Genomic DNA, 21,704 nt, shown 5'->3' on the forward strand with positions numbered 1-21,704 from the left:
TGATGACTGGTTTAATTTTATTAAGCTATGCTCAATTGCCAACAACGTAAATAATGTCATGCATTCTTAGCCATGACAGGTATAATGCGCGCAACTGGCTAACGTAGCCTTATTTAAAAGAGAGTTTATATGAGTTTTGATGGTTTAGGTTTATCACAGTCTTTAGTTAATGCGGTTTTAGAAAAGGGCTATGAAACGCCAACGCCTATTCAGGCTCAAGCAATTCCTGCAATTATTGAACGTCGCGATGTAATGGCGGCTGCACAAACCGGTACTGGTAAAACAGCTGGTTTTACATTACCACTTATTGAACGTTTATCGTCAGGTCCTAAAGCTAAAAGTAATCACGTACGCGCACTTATTTTAGCGCCGACCCGTGAGCTTGCACTGCAAGTTAGCGAAAACGTTGAGGAATACGCTAAGCATTCGGATGTCAGTTCGTTTGTTGTATACGGTGGCGTTAAAATTAACCCGCAAATGCAGCGCCTTCGCAAAGGGGTTGATATTTTAGTGGCAACGCCTGGGCGTTTAATTGATCTACATAATCAAAATGCAGTTAAGTTTGATAGCGTTGAAGTACTCGTACTTGATGAAGCTGACCGAATGCTTGATATGGGCTTTATTCACGACATTAAACGTCTCATTGCTAAAATGCCACCTAAGCGCCAAAACCTTATGTTTTCGGCAACGTTTTCAGATGATATTCGTGCATTAGCTAAAGGCTTAATAAACGATCCTGTTGAAATTTCAGTTGCAGCAAAAAACACCACAGCTAAAAGTGTTACGCAAAGCGTTTATGCGGTAGATAAAGGGCGTAAAACTGCTTTACTAAGTCATTTAATTCGTAGCAACGATTGGCAGCAAGTTTTAGTATTTAGCCGAACTAAACATGGTGCTAACCGCCTAGTTAAACAACTTGAGCGCGACGACATTGTAGGTGCCGCTATTCATGGTAATAAATCACAAGGCGCGCGCGTAAAAGCTCTTGATGGTTTTAAAAGCGGTGAAGTACGTGTACTTGTAGCCACTGATATTGTGGCTCGTGGCCTTGATATTGTTGAGCTCCCGCATGTAGTAAACTACGATTTACCTAATGTATATGAAGATTATGTACATCGTATTGGCCGTACAGGTCGTGCTGGTGCATCGGGCCATGCTATTTCGTTTGTAACAACGGAAGATGCAGTAGATTTATACGGCATTGAGCGCTTTATTGGTGAGCTTATTCCTCGTGCTGAGGAAGATGGTTTTGAGCCAGTAAACCCAGTAGCTGAGCGTGCACTTGATGCTCGCCCATTGCCAGCTAAAAAGCCTAAGAAAAAACAGCCTTTTAATAAGCCTAAATCTGATAGCAGTAAGCCTAACAGTAAAAAGCCAAACAATGGCGGTAATGGTACAGGCCCTCGTCGTGGTGGTTCTAAAAAGCCAGCAGCCAAAACAGATGATAATGCACAAAACCCATGGGCAAAACGCCAATCGGTTGGTGGTAATGGTCAGCGCCGTCGTCGCCCAAATAATAATGATTAATTACAATACCAACTTGCAATAATATTTAATTAAGCAGCTTGGTATAATACAAAAAACGCGCTTACTTCATTTTAGTAAATAGAGGTAGCGCGTTTTTTATTATCTAAAATTTACACTTACCTAATTAAATAATTAACGGCTAAACCTACAAATAAAGTAACACTTACGCTTAGTAAGGTGCCTAGCATTACATACTCAGTGAGCTTTTTATCTTTACTGGCACTTAAATCGCCAAACCTAAATACCGACTTTGCAGCTAGTAAAAAGCCAAGCCCCGCAAATTGATCAAGCAATATAAAGCTCAGCATTAATACGCGCTCTATCATGCCAATGCTTTGCCCAGCCAATGGCAAGCTGCCCTCACTTGAAAAGTGAGCGGTGAGCCTTTCTAGCATCATTCTAATAAATACGGCACTTGGGCTTAATATAATTAAATATCCGCATACAACCCAGAGTACGTTAGGGTTCGTGGCAAGTGCGCTTACGTATGCGATTAAACTTTGGTTATCCGTTATATAAATACACAGCGCTATTATTACGGCTATATGCGCTATTTGGTCGAGTAAAAATGGCACTACTCCTTTATTTGAATACGACTTAGCTATATCAATAAAGTAATGACTAAGCACAATTACAGCTGTGGCAAGTAACACAGTACTCAGTTGCTGCCAGCCATAGGTATATTCCCAAAAAGCGAGAATAATAGCGTTTGTTATGCCATGTACTAGCACATGTAAATAGAGCTTTTTAGCTTTAAAGTGGCGGGAGTTTCTATCGTTCACCCAACTCATAGGTTGCCAGTAAAAATCAGCGAGTAAGTGACCAATAATAAGTGCCACCAGCAGTAACGAAAACGCCATTATGCGATTCCTTTTATTATATTTTTTATAACCTGTTCTGCATACGTGATAAAGCGCTCTATAAGTTGATAGTTAGCTAAATTAAGTAGTTTAGTCACGTTTTCGCGGCTTGTATTGAGCTCTTTAGCAAGTGCTGCGTGGTTGTTATTTTTTTGCGTTAAATACACGTACAAAGCGTTTGCCTGTGCTTTTGTTATTTTACTCAGTAAGGTATCAACAAAAATGAGATTAAGGCTAAAGCTTTCGTCTATGCTTTGCTCGGTTATATTAAATGCAAAGCGTTGGTTGGTTATTTTATCAAGGCCTTGCCCTGAGAGAGTATAAGCTGAGCCTGTGGCTGTTTTTATATCACTGCGCGGGTTATCAATTTGACCAAGTGCCATACTTTGTCGGACCTCGTATCCTGCAGATTTTAAGTGTAAATATATGAGGATGGCAGTTTTAATTAACTGCTCACCTTGGTTAACTTGTAGCTGAAATGCATCACCTCGGTAAATGTTCCAAAGCGTTGATTTATTGCTAATTGCACGCAAACTTTGCTCTAACTGATAAAGCATGGCATCGTATTGTTGCTTAGGTATTTTTTGCGATTTAATTATATCGCCGCTGATCACACCAATCATAAAAATCCAACTTCAAGGTAACTAAAACCAGTTACATTTGGCTAAGTAACCAAATATGGTTACATTTAATTAAGTAACTAATTTAGGTTACTTAAAGGGCAATTGCAAGGAACTAAATTTTTATGGCGCTGCATTTACAAAGCGCCATTAGCATTAATCCTCTTAGGAAAAAAATGACTTTACATAACGAGCAGCAAAACAGTAAACCGCGTGTAGGTATTTTTGTTGATGTACAAAACATTTATTACACGTGTCGTGAAAGTTATCGTAAAAACTTTGATTACAACGCCTTTTGGGCGCTAATGAAGCAGCAATACACCATTGATTGTGCTTTTGCGTATGCAATTTATCGTGGCGATGAAAAGCAAAATCAATTTCAAAATATTTTGCGCGCCATTGGCTTTGAGGTAAAGCTAAAGCCCTTTATTCAGCGTCGCGATGGCAGCGCCAAGGGCGATTGGGATGTAGGCATAACGATAGATATGCTAGAGCAAGGCAAAAATCTTGATAAAGTGATTTTGCTCTCTGGTGATGGTGACTTTGCTTTATTATTAGGGCATTTAAAAAACCAATATAATGTACCGTGTGATGTATATGGTGCCGACAGGCTCACCGCCGAAGTGCTAAAACAAAGTGCAGCACAATTTCATTTAATTGATGACACCTTACTAATGTAAGTTAACAAAATTGATTAATTCCTGCGCAGCTTTGATTCGTGTAACTTGAGAGATTTTAATAGTGAACTAAATAGGGTTGTTTTGTGGCGTGAATAAATTGGGTTTGCTAAAGGGTTATGGTAATTTTAAAACATAACGTGTTACCAAGGATTTAAATGCTTCATTACAGCAACATGCCGCTAGATAGAGGCTCAAACTTTCGTAAAAACCCTAAGTGGTTACAAGCAAAAGTGTCGGCGAAAAGTAAGTGGCTTTTAGTGAATAACAATCACACTTTGTTTTTTAAAGACTCCCCTCAAGTGTGCTATTTAACGCATCAACAAGTTGCACATTTAGATTTATCAAACGCCATTTTTTTAGGTTCTGACGATGATGAAAATGGTGTGTTTGCTCTCGATGTCTCTAAAATACACGACGACGAACTAGCCCCCGTTATTGGGAATGCACAATTTTTTGATATTCGACAATATGGCCCTCAGGTGGATATGCAAGACGGCTCTATTGCCGCACTTGCTCGTGGACTGTGTTATTGGCATGCAACCCATAGTTTTTGCGGGCGCTGCGGTAGCAAAAACAAGTTAGTTGAAGCAGGGCACTCTCGCTTATGTGAAAACGAGCATTGTAAGCATCCTACATTCCCACGTACCGATCCGGCCGTAATAATGGTGGTTACAAAGGTATTTGCTGATGGTGTAGAGCGCTGTTTACTGGGTCGTCAGGCAATATGGCCGCAAGGTATGTATTCGTCACTTGCTGGGTTTGTAGACCCAGGTGAAACACTTGAGCAAGCAGTAGCCCGTGAAGTCAAAGAAGAAGCCGGTATTGAAGTAATGGATGTTAAATATATTGCTTCTCAGCCTTGGCCTTTCCCTTCTTCTATTATGCTTGGCTTTTTTGCAAAGGCGACATCAGAGCAAATTAATGTAGATAAAGACGAACTAGACGATGCAAAATGGTTTAGCCGTGAAGATTTAGCGCAATTTGGTAATTGGCATGATGAAGGGGAGCACTTAAAGCTTCCTCGAACTGATTCTATATCTCGTTATTTAATTGAACACTGGCGCACTCATCCATAAGGAATAACAATGTCGGGTAAAAGTAATAAAAACACTCAACTAGTCTCATCAGGACGCAAAAAGGCCTATACCCATGGTGTAGTAAACCCGGTAGTACAACGAGCCTCTACCATTGTATTTGATACCGTGGCTGATCTAAAAGAAGCCGCTAAAACGCGTGGCGACAAAACTTTATTTTATGGCCGTCGTGGAACTACTACGCATTTTGCCCTGCAAGAAGCAATAACTGAGCTTGAAGGCGGCGAAGGCTGCGCGTTATATCCATGTGGTGCGGCGGCTATTAGCCAAGCGCTGCTGTCGTTTGTAAAAGCGGGCGATCATATTTTGATGGTTGATAACGTGTATGAACCAACGCGCGACTTTTGCGATAAAATTTTAGCTGGACTTGGTGTTACTACCACTTATTACCCACCAACTATTGGCGCGGGTATTAAAGAGTATATAAAGCCAAATACTAAGGTATTGTTTTTAGAGTCTCCGGGCTCTATTACCATGGAAATACAAGATGTACCTGCCATGGTAAAAGTAGCAAACGAGCAAAGTATTATGACTATGCTTGATAACACCTACGGCAATGGCATGCACTACCGCCCATTAGAGCATGGTGTAGATATTAGTATCCAAGCGGCAACAAAATATATTGTGGGTCATTCAGATGTAATGATGGGTGTAGCTGTTGCTAATAAAAAGTATTGGCCAACCCTTCGTGAACACTCCTACCTATTAGGGCAATGCACCAGTGCCGATGATGCGTATTTAGCTCTCAGGGGGTTACGTACAATGGGCGTGCGTTTAAATCAACATGAAAAAGCAGCTATAGAAGTTGCTAAATGGCTAGAGCAACATGAGCTTGTTGATCACATTCGCCACCCAGCATTTGAAACCTGCCCAGGGCATGAGTTCTTTAAACGCGACTTTGATGGCAGCAATGGTTTATTTTCAATAGTAATGAAAACCGGTAACCAAAAAGCAATTGATGCGTTTTTAGATAGCCTTGAGCATATTAAAATGGGCTTTTCGTGGGGCGGTTTTGAAAGTTTAGTAACGGCTAATTTAACCATGAAGAGGCTTCGCTCAAATACCGGCTGGGATTTGGGCCCTGTGATTCGTTTGCATATTGGCCTTGAAGACGTTGGTGATTTAATTAACGACTTAAGCCAAGCGCTTGAGATATACCAACAGCATTTATAAAAATGGTTAAATAAAGTATGACCAATTACATTTAAATGGTTTGTTACAAAGCTCACGTAAGGTGAGCTTTTTTTTGCTGGTAATTCAAGGTGTTTACACTTAGTGTTGAACAATACTTTAATCATAAAACGTCATTAAGGATAGCCAATGGTAACACCACTACCGATAAATATGAGGCGACTAACGCATATTGCGGGATTTGAGCTTGTGCGCATGTTTTTAACTAAGCGTGGTTTAATCGCGCTGGCTGCATTTGCACTTGTGTGGCTAATAATACTGCGTTACCCAATTGGGCAGGCTGTAAGTATTATAAGTGCGCCAGACTTTGAGCAACTAGCACGTGATATATCAGGCTCTATAGGATTAAGTAAATTATTGGATTGGCCTGAATCTGAGTTTGCTATGTATTGGCTAATAGCTTTGTACAGCTTTCCTCTTTTCGCCATATTTATTTGCAGCGACCAGACTGTAGGTGACAGAGAGCGCGGAACGTTAAGGTTTTTATCGCTACGCTCAACACGCTTTGAAATACTTTTTGGTCGTTTTTTAGGTCAATTAGCCGTATTAGCCTGTTTAGTAGGTATTACACTTATAGCCACTTTAGCGGTTTTAGGCTTTAGAGATCCAAGTTTGCTTGCTGGTGGTTTTTTTCGTGCGTTATCAATATTCTTAACCTTAGTGGTGACACTTAGTCCATTTGTAGCACTAATGAGTTTAATAAATACTATTGCACGCTCATCACGTTTAGCCATTGTACTGGCGATTTTATATTTCGCGGGAGGTGGCATTGTTGTAGGTATACTGGCTTGGCAAATACCAGCTTTAAATGCACTGGATTATTTATTTCCTGGAGTAAACTCTGAATTATTAGCTGGGCAAAACTTACCAATAATGACCGCATTAGGCGTACCGCTGTTACAAAGCGTTGTGCTTATTGCTATTGGGCATCGAATATTTACAAGGAGTTCGCTATGAAATCATTAATTACAGCCAGCGGACTAAGTAAATCATATGGTGCGAAACAAGCACTTAATAATGTTAACTTTGAAATAAAACAAGGTGCACCGGTGGCGTTAGTGGGCCCCAATGGTGCCGGTAAAACCACACTGTTTAGTTTACTTTGTGGGTATATAAACCCAAGTCATGGTGAGCTCTCTATTTTAGGGCACAAGCCTGGTAGTGCAGCACTTTTTAATAAGGTCAGTGCGTTGCCACAAGATGCACAGTTAGATCCTCGTTTTAATATTGATAAGCAACTTGCCTTTTATGGCAAGCTGCAAGGTATGAGTACCAAGCAAAGCCATAACGAGGCACTGCGTGTGCTTGATTTAGTCGGCTTAACAGAAGTCGCTAAGCAGCGCGCAGGCGATTTATCGCATGGTATGCGAAAGCGTGTGACTATTGCTCAGGCGCTAATTGGCGCGCCACAAATTGTTATGCTTGATGAAGCAACCGCAGGGCTCGATCCTATTCATGCAAGAGAAGTGCGAGAGCTGGTATCTAGCTTAAGTAGTGAGGCTACATTTATTTTAAGCTCTCACGATTTAACCGAGCTTGAGCGCTTATGCTCGCAAGTACTGCATTTAGATAAAGGCATACTAAGTGAGCACCAAACAAAAGAGAATAATACCGATAAACACTTTTACACGTTAATGCTTAACGAGGCTTATCAAAATGTAGAGCAACAACTACAATTGTTAGCAGGTGTAAGCCGTGTTTATATGAGCCAACATAAAGAATATGTGGTTGAGTATCAACCATCAAATGAGCCGCTTGATATTGCTTTACTAAACTTTTGCCATCAACAAAATTGGCAATATAGGCAGTTAGTCAATGGCCACACATTAGAAAATCAAATATTCAAACAGGAGAAAGTATAATGGGTTTACTGAGCGGTTTAATGGGTAACGCAAGTGAAGTGGATGATTCTGATTTAGAAAAAGTACTTGCTAATACGCTTATAGAAGGCGAACAAGTAGAAAAAGCTTACAAGGTTATTCGTGATATGTTTATTTTTACTAATAAGCGCTTAATTTTAATTGATAAGCAAGGTATGACCGGCTCTAAAATGGAAATGGTAAGTATTGCCTATTCTAAAATTACTAAATTTAGTAAAGAAAGTGCAGGGCACTTTGATTTAGATGCAGAGCTTAAAATTTGGATTGGGTCAGACCCTACTCCTATTAGTAAAGAATTTAAGTCGGGCGATAATATTAATGAGGTGTATCGTGTAATTAGTCAGCACGCACTATAAATATTGTACATACTTTAAGTAGTTGTTGATTATATGTTGCAACTACTTTAATGTTATAGTTTCTTACACCTCCTTACAATTAACTTAATAAATACAATTAGTTAATTAAGTTTTCGTTCAGTTTCCCAGCGTTAGCATGTGCACACTTTAGTCAAAGAGCTAAAGCATAAAAAGCAATGTACAAAGGGAAGTCTTACAATGAAAAGATTAGCAGTTATTATTTCAAGCATTTTATTATCTAGCACTGCGGCTGCTGCAGACAGCTATAACTCAATTAGTAATTTAAGCTACAAAGATAGCGATAACAACGACAGCGTGGCTGTAGATTCTATTTACTACTTATCTCCTAAAAAAACATTAGGCCCGTACGATCAGTTTGAATACATCAACAAGCAAACAAATGTATATGGTGGTTACGCTGATGATGACTTTGGCGATTTAACTAACATTGGTGGCGAATACTTTATCAATGAATTTTTAGTTGGCGCATCATACGAAAACTACGACCCAGATTCAGGCTCTAACGGTGAGCTTTACAAACTAACAGGTGGTTACTTTTTTAACCCTGACTTACTAGCTAAAGTAACACTTGTAGAAAACAAAGATGGCGATGATTACGCTTTATTTGATTTAGCATATAACCATATGCTTAACAGCACCGATTATGTTGGTGTAACTGTGACTGCAGATGACGATTTTGATTACCGTGCAGTTGCAGCTAAGTACTTTATCGACTTACAACAAGGTAACTTTTTAACCTTTGAAGGTAAGTACGAAAGCATTGAGGATGCAGAAAACCAATGGGTAGCTGAAACTAACTACTACTTCTCAAAAGCAACGTCTGTATTTGCTAATTACAACAAGCAAGATACTTACAGCTTTGGTGCTCAGCACTTCATTAATAAAAACATTGGTCTTAAAGTAGGTTACGAGAACAATGCAGATGACTCAGATAACGATGCTTACTTTGCTAACATGCGTTTTCAGTTTTAATTAACTCCCTGACTTAGTTAAACAAGAGTATTAAAAAGCCCGCTAATTAAGCGGGCTTTGTTGTTTTTGGCGTTTGAGTGTTCAACGATGAGTTATTACTAGCCGTATTTACGGCCTTTATTTTTATCAAGCAGATTGAGGGGATGGAAGGTGATAGCTGTAAAATAGTAATTACTAGTGTTCTTTATACTGGTAAGTGATAGCTAGTATAAAAAGCATACAGGAATGCGCAATGATACAAACCTGTTCGAAAACGAAATTTGAGAAATGGTAAAATAAAAATAGTAATTTTTTTAGAAATGAAAAAATAAAAAGAAAGTAAATTATATTGATGAGGTTTATTGAATAGTTAACTTACACTCATTTTAGCGGTAGTTTGTACCTTATTTATTACTTATTTAGGTTAAATGATGACATGCTGCTATTTTTACGAATATGCGAGATGCTTTGCATTTACATTTAAGCATTAAATTAACAATTCAACTGCGGTAAAACTGTACTGTCATTCAGAATTCATTCATTTTTTCAGCGTTAGGATGCGCCCCGACTTTAGCTAGACAGCTGAGGCATACAAAGTAACATTTATAGGGAATTTAAGATGAAAAAATTAGCCGTTATCATTTCGAGCATTTTATTATCAGGTGCTGCTACTACTGCAGCGGCAGCCGATAGCTATAATTCAGTTAGCAATTTAGGTTATCAATTTACAGATAGTAATAATGATGACCAATTCAGTATCGATTCTACTTATTACTTTTCTCCTAAAGATACATTAGGTCCTTACGATCAGTTTGAGTACATAAATAAAGAAAGTAACGTTTTTGGTGCTTACACAGATAACGACGCAAGCGATTTAACATTAATCGGTGGCGAATACTTTTATAAAGACGTCGTTTTTGGCGCTTCATATGAAAACAGCGATTTTGGTTCTAACAATGAATCTTTTGCGTTCACAGCAGGTTATTTTTTCAGCCCTGACTTACTAGCAAAAGCCAAATTTGTTGACAATGATGATGGCGAAGATTACGCATTATTTTCTTTAGCCTATAACTATATGCTAAATGGCACTGATTATGTTGGTGTAACTGTTCAATCAGATGATGATTTCGATTACCGCTCGGTAGCAGCTAAGTACTTTGTTGATTTGCAAGAAGGTAACTTTTTAACTGTTGAAGGTACATTTGAAAGTCTTGAAGAAGCTGATGATCAGTGGAATTTAGAAACTAATTACTACTTTAGTAAGGCTACGTCAGTGTTTGCCTCTTATAATAAAGAAGATGCTTATACTTTTGGCGCCCAACACTTCTTTAATCCAAACCTTGGACTAAAAGTAGGTTATGGTAATAACGCAGATGACTCAGATAACGATGCTTACTTTGCTAACATGCGTTACCAGTTTTAATTAACTTCCTGACTTAGTTAAAACAAGAGTATTAAAAAGCCCGCTAATTAAGCGGGCTTTGTTGTTTTTGACGTTTGAGTATTTAACGATGAGTTATTACCAGCCGCAATTACGGCCTTTATTCTGCTCATCTAAATAGCGTTGTAGTGGTGCAAAGTAGTCAAGCATGGCTGTAGCGTCCATTTGTGGTTTACCCGTTACGGTTTCAAGTGCTTCTTGCCATGGACGAGAGGAGCCCATTTCTAGCATTGCGTTAAGCTTCGCGCCTGCCTCTTTTGAGTTATAAATAGAGCAGCGATGAATCGCTTTATCGTTACCGGCAATTTCACATAAGCTACGATGAAATTCAAATTGTAAAATATGCGCTAAAAAGTAACGTGTATAAGGTGTATTACCCGGGACGTGGTACTTAGCACCCGGATCAAAGTCGTCTTCGCTACGAGCGATAGGCGCTTGCACACCTTGGTACTTTTCGCGAAGTTCCCACCATGCTTTATTGTAATCTTGCGGCTTTACTTGCCCTGAAAATACCTGCCAACGCCATTGATCAACCATTAAGCTAAATGGCACAAACGCCACTTTATCAAGCGCCATTTTCATTAATAGGCCAATGTCTTTTGATTCATCAGGTACTTGCTTTAATAAGCCAATTTCTTTTAAGTATCCAGGTGTAACCGAAAGGGCAATGGTGTCGCCAATGGCTTCATGGAAACCATCGTTTGCACTTTCTTGATAAAATAAAGGCTGTTTGTTGTAAGCGCGCTGATAAAAATTGTGGCCTAGCTCATGGTGAATAACTGAAAATTCTTCGCCTGTGCGCTGAATACACATTTTAATGCGTAAGTCGTCTTTGCTATCTATATTCCAAGCAGATGCATGACACTGCACATCTCTGTCTTTTGGTTTTACAAACAACGAACGCTCGTAAAAGGTCTCCGGTAGTGGCTCAAATCCCATTGAGGTAAAAAAGGTTTCAGCCCCTTTTACCATTTTAAGTTCGTCGTAATTATTTTTAGCTAATAGCTCAGTAACATCGTAACCTGGATCAGCATTTTCTGGTGCGACTACATCGTAAATGTTACCCCACGCTTGCGCCCACATGTTTCCAAGTAAGTGCGCAGGAATAGGCTCATCTTGGACTACTTTATCGGTGCCGTATTTTTCACCTAATTTAGCTCGAACATGACAGTGAAGAGCGTTGTATAACGGTTTTACTTGCCCCCAAATGCGGTCAAGCTCTTTGGTAAAGTTATCGGCTGGCATATCGTACTTACTGCGCCACATTGCGCCTGTATCAGCATAACCAAGCTCTTTGGCACCCTCGTTGGTAAGTGCAACTTGTTGCTCGTACAGCGGGCGCATTGGTTTTGATATTTGTCGCCAGCCTTGCCACAAATCAAGTAGTTCGTTGTAATCTCGGCTGGTGGCCATTTTTGACGTCATGTCGCCAAGGCTTAAGCAGCTACCATCGTCTTTACAGTATTTACCTTTACCGTATAAACCACCAAGCTCAGCCACAATAGTTGAAAGCTGTGCTGTTTTTTCGGCGTCTTGTGGGGCGGGTAAAGTAAGCGCTAGTTTAAGCTTATTAAGTTTGCGGCGGGCATCGTAATCAAGTTCAAGTTCATCAAACTGCGCGGCATGATTGGCTAAACGCACAACGGTTTCGGTCATTTTACGATTAACTTCAGCAGAAAGTGCTGAGGTATCATGAGTAATAAAGTTTGCGTAAATCCACTCTGCACGGCTCGATTCTAAATAAAGCGCACTTAACTCTTGCTCTGTTTTTGCTATAAATGCGTTTGCATCTTTTGCGGTTACTGTTTTGGTAGCTTGTGATGAATCGCTGGTGTCTAGTGTTACTTGTGCATCGCAAGCCGATAAAGCAAGTGTGCTGGCAACCACAAGCGCGCTTATGCTGAGTTTAAAGCGTGGTGTGTTCATGGTATTCCTTTAATTTATTGTTATTAAGGCGTTGATAATAGCAGTGATGTTTAAAACAATGAAATGAATACATCAGGCCAAACTGCTCGTCGTGCAATGATTGTATTTAAATTAAGATGGGTCATAATTAAGTTACTATTTTCATTCAATGTGTAAGGAATGTACGCATGTCAGTATTTATAATATTGCTGGTTGTTGTGGTGGTTATTTTTGCAGTTAAAGATATTCGCCTCAACCTGATCAGTCGTCCTACGTTTAAAATGTTTAAAAGGGTACTTCCACCGCTTTCACAAACAGAGCGAGAAGCAATGGAAGCGGGTGATGTTTGGTGGGACGGTGAGCTTTTTAGCGGTAACCCTGACTGGCAAAAACTACATCGTTTTCCTAAGCCTGAACTGAGTGACAAAGAAAATGCCTTTATGGATAGCCAAGTAGAAACGTTATTAGCGATGCTTGATGACTACCAAATAGTGCAAAAAGACAAAGACCTGCCAAAAGAAGTATGGGATTACTTAAAAACAGAAGGCTTTTTTGCGCTGATCATTCCTGAAAAGTTTGGCGGACGAGAGTTCTCAGCTATTGCAAACTCTACCATAGTGTCAAAAATTGCGACCAAAAGCTTAACTGCGGCGGTAACAGTTATGGTGCCTAATAGCTTAGGCCCGGGTGAATTATTACTGCATTACGGTACAAAAGAGCAGCAAGATCGTTGGCTACCAACGCTTGCAAGTGGCGAAGACGTACCGTGTTTTGCCCTTACCGGCCCAGAAGCGGGCTCTGATGCGGGCAGCATTCCTGACTCAGGCGTCGTATGTAAAGGGCTGCATAATGGTGAAGAAGTTATAGGCCTGCGTTTAAATTGGTCTAAGCGTTATATTACGCTTGCGCCAGTGGCAACGGTGCTTGGCCTTGCATTTAAAATGTACGACCCTGATGGACTACTTGGTGATGAAAAAGAACTCGGTATTACCTGTGCACTTATTCCTACCGACCATGAAGGCGTAGAAACAGGCGAGCGTCATTATCCATTAAATATGGCGTTTATGAACGGGACTACTTACGGTAAAGACGTATTTATTCCACTAGATTGGATTATTGGTGGTGAGCAAGGGGCAGGGCGTGGCTGGCGTATGCTCGTTGAATGTTTAAGTGCCGGGCGTGGTATTTCGCTGCCAGCACTGAGTACAGCAACAGGACATTTAGCGTCTAAAATGACCTCAGCCTATGCAATGGTGCGCCAGCAGTTTGGTGTATCTATTGGTCAATTTGAAGGTGTGCAAGAGGCATTAGCACGTATTGGTGGTTTAACGTATGCACTTGAGTCGTGTAGGTTGATGACTGCAGGCGCGATAGACTTAAAACTAAGCCCGTCGGTTGTTACGGCTATTGCTAAATATCATATGACCGAAATGGGTCGTACTGTGATGAACGATGCTATGGATATTCATTCAGGCAAAGGTATTCAAGTGGGACCTAATAACTATTTAGCCCATGGCTATATGGGTATTCCGGTATCAATTACGGTTGAAGGCGCTAATATTTTAACCCGTAACTTAATGATATTTGGCCAAGGCGCTACGCGCTGTCATCCATTTGTGTTAAAAGAAATGGAAGCGGCGGCAATGAAAGATGACGACGCAGCACTTGATCAATTTGATGGTTTATTAATGAACCACATACTTTTTGCTGCAAGTAACGCGGGTATGGCGTTTGTACATGGTTTAACACGTAGCTGTTTTGCCAAAGCGCCTGTATGCGGTGCTACCGCTGTTTACTACAAGCAATTAAGCCGAATGAGCCGTGGTCTTGCCTTTACCACCGATGTTGCCATGTTAGTACTGGGTGGCGAGCTTAAACGAAAAGAAATGATTTCGGCGCGCTTAGGTGATGTACTAAGTCATTTGTATTTAGCTTCTACAGTGTTAAAGCGCTTTGAAGACGAAGGTCGCCAACAAGCTGACTTACCGTTTGTTAAATACGCAATTGAAAACTCATTGTATGAAATTGGCCAAGCGTTTGATGGCTTTTTCAAAAACTTTTCAAATCCTGTGATTAACTTTTTACTTAAACGCATTGTATTTCCGCTTGGCAATCACTATCACAAACCAAGTGATGAAACAGCACAAAGTATTTGCGAGCACATGACCCAGCCCGGTGTATTTAGAAACCGCTTAACACATTTATGTTACGTGGATGAAAATGCCGGTACTGGTGTAATGGAGAATGCGTTTTTAGCTATGCATGATATGCAAGTGCAGTTTAAAGACTTAAAGCAATGGCAACGAAAAGGTAAGGTACCTGCCACGCTTGATATAGAAGGCGCAATTAGTTACTCGTTGGAGCAGGGCTTTATAGAGCAAGCTGATGCAGATGCAATGCACCATACAAATAAACTAAGAAAACAAGCAATTGCGGTTGATAACTTTAAACCCGGTGAGCTTTAATCATTTATATGTTTTAATTTATAGTTAAAATACAAAAGGCCTTACAGATGTAAGGCCTTTTTTGTTTGTAATTATCGGGCATAAGGGTCGGCCACTATTTTATCTATATACCATTTACCTTTTTTACGGAGCATTTTGACACTTCTGAAATCGTCAATTTTATCGCCATTAAAATAACCCGTAAAAATCAGGTTTATTTTAGCATTATCGCCGTATTGTTCTCGTACGCTCATATTGGTCATATCAACTTCAATAACGACTTTGTCGTACTGCATATTAACTAAATTACGTGAAAACTGCTTAGCTGTCCCATAAGACTTCATTATGCGGGTAAGGTTAGGTGTTGCCATAGTGCTGGCTTTTTGTAAGTCTTGTTGATTATAAAGGGCATCAAAGTAAGCGGTAGCTGTATCGCCAGGGGTATCGCCAAGCGTTTTTGCGTCATCCCCACATGCACTAATAAATAGGCATACAACTAAACTTAGTAAACTCGAGATTTTTTTCATGTTAATTATTATTAGTTAGTTTTTTTAAAGTGTGTGGCTAATTAAAGAAGATGTAAAGCGGTGGCGGGTAATTAATAGAAAATTGCATAATAAATAATAAAAAAGGATGCCATAGGCATCCTTTTTAGTATCTCAAGGAGAGAAAATTACTGTACTAATTCTTGCTCGCTAAATTCTTCAGCAAACATTGGGCTTGATAAGTAACGCTCCGTTGCACTTGGTAAAATTACCACAATGTTTTTGTCCGCGTTTTCTGGTTTTTCAGCATAGCGTTTAGCGGCAACAACCGCTGCGCCTGATGAAATACCTACTAAAATACCTTCTTTTTTCATTAGCTCGTGAGCCATTGCAATAGCATCTTCATTAGATACTTGCTCTGCACCATCGATAACGCTTAAATCAAGGTTACCAGGGATAAAGCCCGCGCCAATGCCTTGAATTTTATGAGGGCCTGGTTTTATTTCTTCCCCAGCAAGCGTTTGGCTAATCACTGGCGAGCTTGTTGGTTCAACAGCTATTGATTTAACATCTAAACCTTTTTCGTTTTTAAGGTAGCGGCTAACGCCTGTAATTGTGCCACCAGTACCAACACCGGCTACAAAAAAGTCTACTTTACCGTCAAGCGCGTCAAAAATTTCAGGGCCTGTTGTTTCAAAGTGGATTTTAGGGTTAGCTGGATTTTCGAACTGTTGTAATAAAATGAACTTTTCAGGGTCTGTTGCTTGAATTTCTTTCGCTTTTTCAATTGCGCCGTTCATACCCTTAGCACCATCGGTAAGTACTAAGTTTGCACCTAATGCTTTTAATAGTTTACGACGCTCTAAACTCATCGTATTTGGCATAGTTAGTGTCAGTTTGTAACCACGTGCAGCAGCAACAAATGCAAGTGCAATACCTGTGTTCCCTGAGGTTGGTTCAATAAGTTCTTTGCCTTCAACAAGCTGACCTGATTTTTCAGCTTCCCAAATCATTGATGCACCAATACGACATTTAATACTAAAGCTAGGGTTACGAGATTCAACTTTAGCGTATACATTCCCACCCGTAACACGGTTAAGTTTTACCAGTGGCGTATTACCAATACTTAGTGAGTTATCTTCAAAAATAGTAGACATAATGTTCCTTTGGATACAATCTGATCAATGTGTTAATAGCTTTTGCTACTAACTATATAAATACACTTTACTGTGAGTTTAAAAAAACTAAAGTAAAGTTTGGCTATAACATATATTTATTGGGCTTATAACCAGTCGAAATAAAAATTAATTATTAATGGTGCTTTAGTTATTAAAGGTGCGGGCTTAATTTTAAATTTAAAGTGCAAAGGTTTAGTTTAGTTAAAAAACACGCAAATTAGCCTGTTATTAATATAGATTTGTTTGATATTTGTGCACATGAATTTAACTTGAATAGTTTTATCACACAACGGGTCCAAAACATGTTAAAAACACGGTATCTAAATTCAACTAAGCAATCACAATGAACTTAATATTAAAATTAATTGCCGGTATTGTGGCCGGTATTTTGGTCGGGCTCTATGTGCCTTTAACAGGTGTTGAGCTTTTATTTACTGTTAAAGAACTAATTGGCCAACTTATTTCCTTTACTATACCTTTAATTATTTTGTTTTTTATTGCCTCAGGCATTGCTGGTTTACCAAAGGGCTCGGGCCATTTATTAGGTAAGACTGTAGGGTTTGCTTATAGCTCTACTATTATTGCGGGCACGCTTGCATTTTTGCTAGTGAGTGCTGTTATTCCTCTTTTAAGTGGTGGTATTACATTCGAAGCAGAAGTAGCCACTGAAATAAGTAGTTTTATTGATTTAGAAATTCCACCACTAATGGGCGTAATGACGGCATTAGTTACTGCGTTTGTATTTGGTATAGGTATGAGCCAACTGCAATTAGAAACACTTAAAAAAGTATCTGATCAGGGGCGTGATGTAATAGATGGCCTTTTATCAAAAGTGATTATTCCAGCTTTACCATTTTACATTGCAGGTGTATTTGCAGAAATGACAGTGGCAGGTACTGTGGTCGATACACTACAAACTTTTGGTGTTGTGCTTATTGCAGCCCTAGTTATGCATTGGTTGTGGTTAACCGTGTTGTATGTATCTACAGGTTTAATGCTTAAACGTAATCCGATAGAGCTGGTTAAAAATATGCTACCCGCGTATTTTACAGCACTCGGTACAATGTCGAGTGCAGCGACTATTCCTGTGTCTTTACAATCGAGTAAAGCAAATAACGTAAAAGAAGATGTAGCAAACTTTACTGTACCACTGTGTGCAACCATACATTTATCGGGTTCTACAATCACGATTGTAACGTGCGCAATGGCTGTTATGTTTTTATCGCCAAATATGGAAGTACCTTCATTAGTGGGAATGCTGCCATTTATTATGATGCTAGGCGTAGTAATGATTGCAGCGCCAGGTGCGCCAGGCGGCGCCGTTATGTCGGCACTTGGCTTATTAACAAGTATGCTTGGCTTTAATGAAGGGGCGGTTGCATTAATGATTGCACTTTATTTAGCTCAAGACAGCTTCGGTACCGCATGTAATGTTACCGGTGATGGTATTATTGCACTATGGGTTGATCGCTTTAGCGAAAAAGCATCATCTTAAATTATTAAGGCGGGGCAATAATACTAGTTATTGTTTCGCTTTATATATGGTACTGTAACGAATTAATTTTATTAAATCGCATGTTGTTAGGTAAGTGAGGATGTTCCATTGATTAATGTACTTTTAGTTGATGACCATGAGCTGGTTCGCACTGGTATAAAACGTATATTAGATGACGTACGTGGTTTTAAAGTGGTTGGCGAGGCTAAAGATGGCGAAGCAGCCGTACAGTTTTGTCGTCAACACGCGCCAAACATAGTATTAATGGATATGAATATGCCTGGCATGGGTGGACTTGAAGCGACGAAGAAAATTTGTCGCTACTGCCCAGATGTAAAAATTATTGTATTAACGGTTAATTGTGAAGACCCGTTTCCGAGCAAAGTTATGCAAATTGGTGCACATGGGTTTTTAACTAAAGGCGCGGGCTCTGATGAGATGGTACGTGCTATTCGATCAGTTCATGCTGGCCAGCGTTATATTGCCCCTGAAATTGCACAACAAATTGCACTTGCTCAAGTAACAGGGCGCACTGATGAAAACCCTTTTCAAAGCTTATCTGAGCGTGAACTGCAAATTATGCTAATGATCACTAAAGGTGAAAAAGCACAAGATATAGCAGAGCGCTTAAATTTAAGCTCTAAAACGGTTAATAGTTATCGCTATCGTATGTTTGAAAAACTAAATGTAGGTGGCGATGTTGAGCTAACGCATTTAGCGATTCGCCATAAAATGATTGATATAGACGTATCGCACTAGTTATATATGCCTGAATTTGATCATGTACATTTTTTAAAATCGTTATCGAGCGAGCCTGGTGTTTACCGTATGCTCGATAGCGACCAGCAAGTCATTTATGTTGGTAAAGCTAAAAATTTAAAAAAACGCGTAACAAGTTATTTTCGTAGTAATATAACCGATAGTAAAACTCGGGTTTTAGTAAGCAATATTTGTGATATTGAAGTCACGCTTACCAACACCGAAACCGAAGCGCTTCTGCTTGAAAACAACCTCATTAAAAAATATCAGCCGCGCTATAACATATTACTGCGTGATGATAAGTCATACCCATATATTTTACTTACGAGCCATAAACACCCGCGTTTAGCGTTTCATCGTGGAAGCCGTAAAGTAAAAGGCGAATACTTTGGGCCTTTCCCAAGTGCCGGGGCAGTGTCTGAAAGTTTGCGCTTAATGCAAAAAATATTTCCGGTTCGTCAATGTGAAGACGCTTATTATCGAGCAAGAAGTCGCCCGTGTTTGCAGTATCAGCTAAAGCGCTGCTCTGCACCATGTGTTAACAAAGTGTCTGAGGACGAATATTCAGAACAGGTTGACTATGTTCGTAAGTTTTTAACGGGTAAGTCACACGAAGTTATCGCCGATTTAATAAAAAAAATGGAAACCGCTAGCGCACAACTTAACTTTGAACTTGCGGCGAAGGTTCGCGATCAAATTATGCTATTGCGTAAAATGCAGGAGCAGCAGTCTATCTCGGGCAACTTTGCTGAAATGGATGTAGTTGGTTTTGCACATTTAAATGGCTTAAACGGGATTCATTTATTGATGATCCGCGACCATAAAGTGCTCGGCAGTAAAACTTATTTCCCTAAAGTACCAAAAGACTCTGGCCAAGAAGAAATCCTTACTTCGTTTTTAGGGCAATACTACTTAGCACCTGGGGCAACAGGGCGCATAGCAAAAGAAATTATTTTACCGTTCGAAATTGCAGAAAGTGAAGTGTTAGGTGAAGCCCTAACTCAAATCAGTGAGCGCAAAGTAGTACTTAAAGTAGTGACTCGTGGAGAGCGGGCGCAGTACTTACAACTTGCGAATAAAAATGCATTAAATAGCATTACTGTTAAGCAAAGCACTCAAGACTCTATAAATAAACGTTATGCTCAGTTAAAGGCGACTTTACGCCTTGATGACATAACGAGAATGGAGTGTTTTGATATAAGCCATACTATGGGTGAAAATACGGTTGCAAGTTGTGTGGTTTTTGACTCTCAAGGGCCAAATACCAAAGAGTACAGACGCTACAACGTAACCGGTATTACCGGGGGCGATGATTATGCAGCAATGGAGTTTGCCCTTAACAAGCGTTACAACAAAGTTGTTGATGAGGAAAAAATACCTGATGTAATATTTATTGACGGAGGTAAAGGGCAATTAGGTCGAGCAGAACAATATTTTGCAAACTGGCCTCATGCTAAAATGCCATTGTTAGTCGGTGTTGCTAAAGGTACCAGCCGTAAGCCTGGCCTTGAAACTTTATTAATTGACGGCGGGCGCAAAACTATTCCTATGGATTCGGATGCGCCTGCGCTTCATTTAATCCAACATATTCGTGATGAATCACACCGTTTTGCAATTGCAGGGCATCGTAATAAGCGCCAAAAACAGCGTACTCAATCCTTATTAGAAGAAATAAATGGTGTAGGCTCTAAGCGTCGCCAAACATTATTAAAATATTTAGGGGGCATGCAGGGAGTAAAAGCTGCTAATATAGAACAGTTAAAGAAAGTTCCTGGGATCAGCCCTGACATGGCTGAGAAGATATTTAACCATTTGCATGACAAGGGCTAGCCCTTCGTGCGAATATAGAAAAAAAGACATATCCAAGTAGTTATGTGGAATATTCCAAACACACTCACAACCTTTAGACTTTTTCTTATCCCCATTTTTTTGGTGATATTTTATTTGCCTTATAGCTGGGCTTTTTTTGCTGCCGCTTTTATATTTTGGCTTGCATCGATTACCGATATTCTTGACGGCTATTTAGCACGTAAGCTAGAGCAATCAACGCCTTTTGGTGCCTTCTTAGACCCAGTGGCAGATAAAGTAATGGTATGTGCAGCGCTTGTTGCGTTATCTGATCATTATCAGTCTATGTATATGACAATACCTGCATTAATTATTATATGTCGTGAAATTGTTATTTCAGCTCTGCGTGAGTGGATGGCTGAACAGGGCAAGCGCGGTAATGTGGCTGTATCTAATATGGGTAAAATTAAAACCGCTGCACAAATGTTAGCCATTATTGGTTTGATTTGGCAATATGCACCCTGGATGAACTATCTAAGTTTTGCACTACTGTATGTAGCAACCTTTTTAACCTTAAGTTCGATGATGCAATATTTACGTGCAGCATGGGGTGAATTGACTAAAAATTAGCTCTAAATGTCTAATAACGCACCGTTTTAGATAAAAAGTAATCAAACAGTTCAAAACTAGCATTTTTTGTATTGACGCGTTTAATAATCTCTGTAGAATGCGTCCGTGTTGAGAGGGCATAGCCCCCTAGATAAACGAAACGGTAATTAATTAGTTGCCTGAATGTTGACTCAAAACATTGTGTTGAAATTCAAAAGCTAATAAATTAAATGCGGTACTAGCTCAGTTGGTAGAGCGCGACCTTGCCAAGGTCGAGGTCACGAGTTCGAGCCTCGTGTACCGCTCCAAGTTTATCTTAAGGTTAATACCCCGTACTGGGGCGGAATGGCAGAGTGGCCATGCACCGGATTGCAAATCCGTCTACCTCGGTTCGACTCCGGGTTCCGCCTCCATTTCAAC

19 protein-coding genes and 2 tRNA genes are annotated in these 21,704 nt (G+C 39.8%); 16 read left to right on the forward strand and 5 right to left on the reverse strand.

From position 1 onward, the window contains the following. Positions 1-129 precede the first annotated feature (129 nt). Entirely contained in the window at positions 130-1,527 is a 1,398-nt protein-coding gene (locus J8L73_RS16530; protein ID WP_211018731.1) for a DEAD/DEAH box helicase, read from the forward strand. 116 nt (positions 1,528-1,643) lie between these two features. On the opposite strand, the gene J8L73_RS16535 is transcribed toward J8L73_RS16530, so the two are convergent. Together J8L73_RS16535 and J8L73_RS16540 are read right to left on the reverse strand one after the other, a co-directional pair. Further along, positions 1,644-2,387, reverse strand: a complete 744-nt coding sequence (locus tag J8L73_RS16535; RefSeq protein WP_211018734.1) for a DUF3307 domain-containing protein — start codon at positions 2,385-2,387, stop codon at positions 1,644-1,646. Further along, positions 2,387-3,010, reverse strand: a complete 624-nt coding sequence (locus J8L73_RS16540; RefSeq protein ID WP_211018736.1) for a hypothetical protein — start codon at positions 3,008-3,010, stop codon at positions 2,387-2,389. Before J8L73_RS16540 ends, J8L73_RS16535 begins: the two co-directional genes overlap by 1 nt. Before the next feature lie 173 nt (positions 3,011-3,183). On the opposite strand from J8L73_RS16540, the gene J8L73_RS16545 reads away from it, so the two are divergent. The 8 genes from J8L73_RS16545 to J8L73_RS16580 all read left to right on the forward strand — a co-directional run bounded on the left by J8L73_RS16545 (position 3,184) and on the right by J8L73_RS16580 (position 10,603). Beyond that, positions 3,184-3,687 (forward strand): NYN domain-containing protein, encoded by a 504-nt coding sequence (locus tag J8L73_RS16545; RefSeq protein WP_211018737.1) that lies wholly within the window; start codon positions 3,184-3,186, stop codon positions 3,685-3,687. A gap of 155 nt (positions 3,688-3,842) precedes the next feature. Next, positions 3,843-4,763 carry an NAD(+) diphosphatase gene (gene nudC, locus J8L73_RS16550; RefSeq protein ID WP_211000569.1) on the forward strand — a complete coding sequence of 307 codons (921 nt, stop codon included), beginning with the start codon at positions 3,843-3,845 and terminating at the stop codon, positions 4,761-4,763. Between the two features lie 9 nt (positions 4,764-4,772). Further along, positions 4,773-5,954 carry a cystathionine beta-lyase gene (locus tag J8L73_RS16555; RefSeq protein WP_211018739.1) on the forward strand — a complete coding sequence of 394 codons (1,182 nt, stop codon included), beginning with the start codon at positions 4,773-4,775 and terminating at the stop codon, positions 5,952-5,954. 147 nt (positions 5,955-6,101) lie between these two features. Beyond that, positions 6,102-6,929 carry an ABC transporter permease subunit gene (locus tag J8L73_RS16560; RefSeq protein WP_211018741.1) on the forward strand — a complete coding sequence of 276 codons (828 nt, stop codon included), beginning with the start codon at positions 6,102-6,104 and terminating at the stop codon, positions 6,927-6,929. Then, positions 6,926-7,834: an ABC transporter ATP-binding protein gene (locus tag J8L73_RS16565; RefSeq protein WP_211018743.1), complete on the forward strand. Its 909-nt coding sequence runs from the start codon at positions 6,926-6,928 to the stop codon at positions 7,832-7,834. Before J8L73_RS16560 ends, J8L73_RS16565 begins: the two co-directional genes overlap by 4 nt. Beyond that, positions 7,834-8,208: a PH domain-containing protein gene (locus J8L73_RS16570; protein WP_089347283.1), complete on the forward strand. Its 375-nt coding sequence runs from the start codon at positions 7,834-7,836 to the stop codon at positions 8,206-8,208. Before J8L73_RS16565 ends, J8L73_RS16570 begins: the two co-directional genes overlap by 1 nt. Positions 8,209-8,406: 198 nt before the next feature. Next, complete coding sequence (locus tag J8L73_RS16575; RefSeq protein ID WP_211018745.1) at positions 8,407-9,201, forward strand: putative porin; 795 nt, start codon at positions 8,407-8,409, stop codon at positions 9,199-9,201. 598 nt (positions 9,202-9,799) lie between these two features. Next, positions 9,800-10,603, forward strand: coding sequence for a putative porin (locus J8L73_RS16580; RefSeq protein ID WP_211000564.1), 804 nt, complete (start codon positions 9,800-9,802; stop codon positions 10,601-10,603). A gap of 96 nt (positions 10,604-10,699) precedes the next feature. On the opposite strand, the gene J8L73_RS16585 is transcribed toward J8L73_RS16580, so the two are convergent. Further along, complete coding sequence (locus J8L73_RS16585) at positions 10,700-12,547, reverse strand: M2 family metallopeptidase (protein ID WP_211018747.1); 1,848 nt, start codon at positions 12,545-12,547, stop codon at positions 10,700-10,702. A gap of 167 nt (positions 12,548-12,714) precedes the next feature. Between J8L73_RS16585 and J8L73_RS16590 the strand changes: the two genes are divergently transcribed. Beyond that, complete coding sequence (locus tag J8L73_RS16590) at positions 12,715-14,991, forward strand: acyl-CoA dehydrogenase (protein ID WP_211018748.1); 2,277 nt, start codon at positions 12,715-12,717, stop codon at positions 14,989-14,991. A 71-nt stretch (positions 14,992-15,062) separates the two neighbouring features. Here J8L73_RS16590 and J8L73_RS16595 read toward each other — a convergent pair whose 3' ends face one another. Both J8L73_RS16595 and cysK read right to left on the reverse strand, forming a co-directional pair. Further along, positions 15,063-15,497, reverse strand: coding sequence for a hypothetical protein (locus J8L73_RS16595; protein WP_211018750.1), 435 nt, complete (start codon positions 15,495-15,497; stop codon positions 15,063-15,065). 146 nt (positions 15,498-15,643) lie between these two features. Continuing rightward, positions 15,644-16,612, reverse strand: a complete 969-nt coding sequence (cysK, locus tag J8L73_RS16600; RefSeq protein ID WP_211018752.1) for a cysteine synthase A — start codon at positions 16,610-16,612, stop codon at positions 15,644-15,646. Between the two features lie 364 nt (positions 16,613-16,976). Between cysK and J8L73_RS16605 the strand changes: the two genes are divergently transcribed. The 6 genes from J8L73_RS16605 (at position 16,977) to J8L73_RS16630 (ending at position 21,697) form a co-directional block, all read left to right on the forward strand. Beyond that, a complete protein-coding gene (locus J8L73_RS16605) occupies positions 16,977-18,128 on the forward strand; it encodes a dicarboxylate/amino acid:cation symporter (protein WP_211018754.1) in 1,152 nt (383 codons plus the stop codon). 108 nt (positions 18,129-18,236) lie between these two features. Then, on the forward strand, positions 18,237-18,887 hold the full coding sequence (gene uvrY, locus J8L73_RS16610) for a UvrY/SirA/GacA family response regulator transcription factor (protein WP_004589511.1): 651 nt from the start codon (positions 18,237-18,239) through the stop codon (positions 18,885-18,887). Between the two features lie 6 nt (positions 18,888-18,893). Further along, positions 18,894-20,717, forward strand: a complete 1,824-nt coding sequence (gene uvrC, locus J8L73_RS16615; protein WP_211018756.1) for an excinuclease ABC subunit UvrC — start codon at positions 18,894-18,896, stop codon at positions 20,715-20,717. Between the two features lie 42 nt (positions 20,718-20,759). Then, complete coding sequence (gene pgsA / locus J8L73_RS16620) at positions 20,760-21,305, forward strand: CDP-diacylglycerol--glycerol-3-phosphate 3-phosphatidyltransferase (RefSeq protein ID WP_058548269.1); 546 nt, start codon at positions 20,760-20,762, stop codon at positions 21,303-21,305. A gap of 211 nt (positions 21,306-21,516) precedes the next feature. Further along, positions 21,517-21,592, forward strand: a tRNA-Gly gene (locus J8L73_RS16625). 31 nt (positions 21,593-21,623) lie between these two features. After that, positions 21,624-21,697 (forward strand) — tRNA-Cys (locus tag J8L73_RS16630). The last annotated feature ends 7 nt before the right edge of the window (positions 21,698-21,704 follow it).

Source organism: Pseudoalteromonas sp. MMG006 (assembly GCF_018101025.1).
In the GTDB taxonomy this organism is placed as follows: domain Bacteria; phylum Pseudomonadota; class Gammaproteobacteria; order Enterobacterales; family Alteromonadaceae; genus Pseudoalteromonas.

Excerpts from the sequence above, each read along its gene's own strand:
- cysK (WP_211018752.1), bottom strand. The coding sequence starts at position 16,612 with ATGTCTACTATTTTTGAAGATAACTCACTAAGTATTGGTAATACGCCA.
- J8L73_RS16605 (WP_211018754.1), top strand. The coding sequence starts at position 16,977 with ATGAACTTAATATTAAAATTAATTGCCGGTATTGTGGCCGGTATTTTG.
- nudC (WP_211000569.1), top strand. The coding sequence starts at position 3,843 with ATGCTTCATTACAGCAACATGCCGCTAGATAGAGGCTCAAACTTTCGT.
- J8L73_RS16590 (WP_211018748.1), top strand. The coding sequence starts at position 12,715 with ATGTCAGTATTTATAATATTGCTGGTTGTTGTGGTGGTTATTTTTGCA.
- uvrC (WP_211018756.1), top strand. The coding sequence starts at position 18,894 with ATGCCTGAATTTGATCATGTACATTTTTTAAAATCGTTATCGAGCGAG.
- J8L73_RS16575 (WP_211018745.1), top strand. The coding sequence starts at position 8,407 with ATGAAAAGATTAGCAGTTATTATTTCAAGCATTTTATTATCTAGCACT.
- J8L73_RS16570 (WP_089347283.1), top strand. The coding sequence starts at position 7,834 with ATGGGTTTACTGAGCGGTTTAATGGGTAACGCAAGTGAAGTGGATGAT.
- pgsA (WP_058548269.1), top strand. The coding sequence starts at position 20,760 with ATGTGGAATATTCCAAACACACTCACAACCTTTAGACTTTTTCTTATC.
- J8L73_RS16585 (WP_211018747.1), bottom strand. The coding sequence starts at position 12,547 with ATGAACACACCACGCTTTAAACTCAGCATAAGCGCGCTTGTGGTTGCC.
- J8L73_RS16580 (WP_211000564.1), top strand. The coding sequence starts at position 9,800 with ATGAAAAAATTAGCCGTTATCATTTCGAGCATTTTATTATCAGGTGCT.
- J8L73_RS16545 (WP_211018737.1), top strand. The coding sequence starts at position 3,184 with ATGACTTTACATAACGAGCAGCAAAACAGTAAACCGCGTGTAGGTATT.
- J8L73_RS16565 (WP_211018743.1), top strand. The coding sequence starts at position 6,926 with ATGAAATCATTAATTACAGCCAGCGGACTAAGTAAATCATATGGTGCG.
- J8L73_RS16555 (WP_211018739.1), top strand. The coding sequence starts at position 4,773 with ATGTCGGGTAAAAGTAATAAAAACACTCAACTAGTCTCATCAGGACGC.
- J8L73_RS16560 (WP_211018741.1), top strand. The coding sequence starts at position 6,102 with ATGGTAACACCACTACCGATAAATATGAGGCGACTAACGCATATTGCG.
- J8L73_RS16535 (WP_211018734.1), bottom strand. The coding sequence starts at position 2,387 with ATGGCGTTTTCGTTACTGCTGGTGGCACTTATTATTGGTCACTTACTC.
- J8L73_RS16540 (WP_211018736.1), bottom strand. The coding sequence starts at position 3,010 with ATGATTGGTGTGATCAGCGGCGATATAATTAAATCGCAAAAAATACCT.
- J8L73_RS16530 (WP_211018731.1), top strand. The coding sequence starts at position 130 with ATGAGTTTTGATGGTTTAGGTTTATCACAGTCTTTAGTTAATGCGGTT.
- J8L73_RS16595 (WP_211018750.1), bottom strand. The coding sequence starts at position 15,497 with ATGAAAAAAATCTCGAGTTTACTAAGTTTAGTTGTATGCCTATTTATT.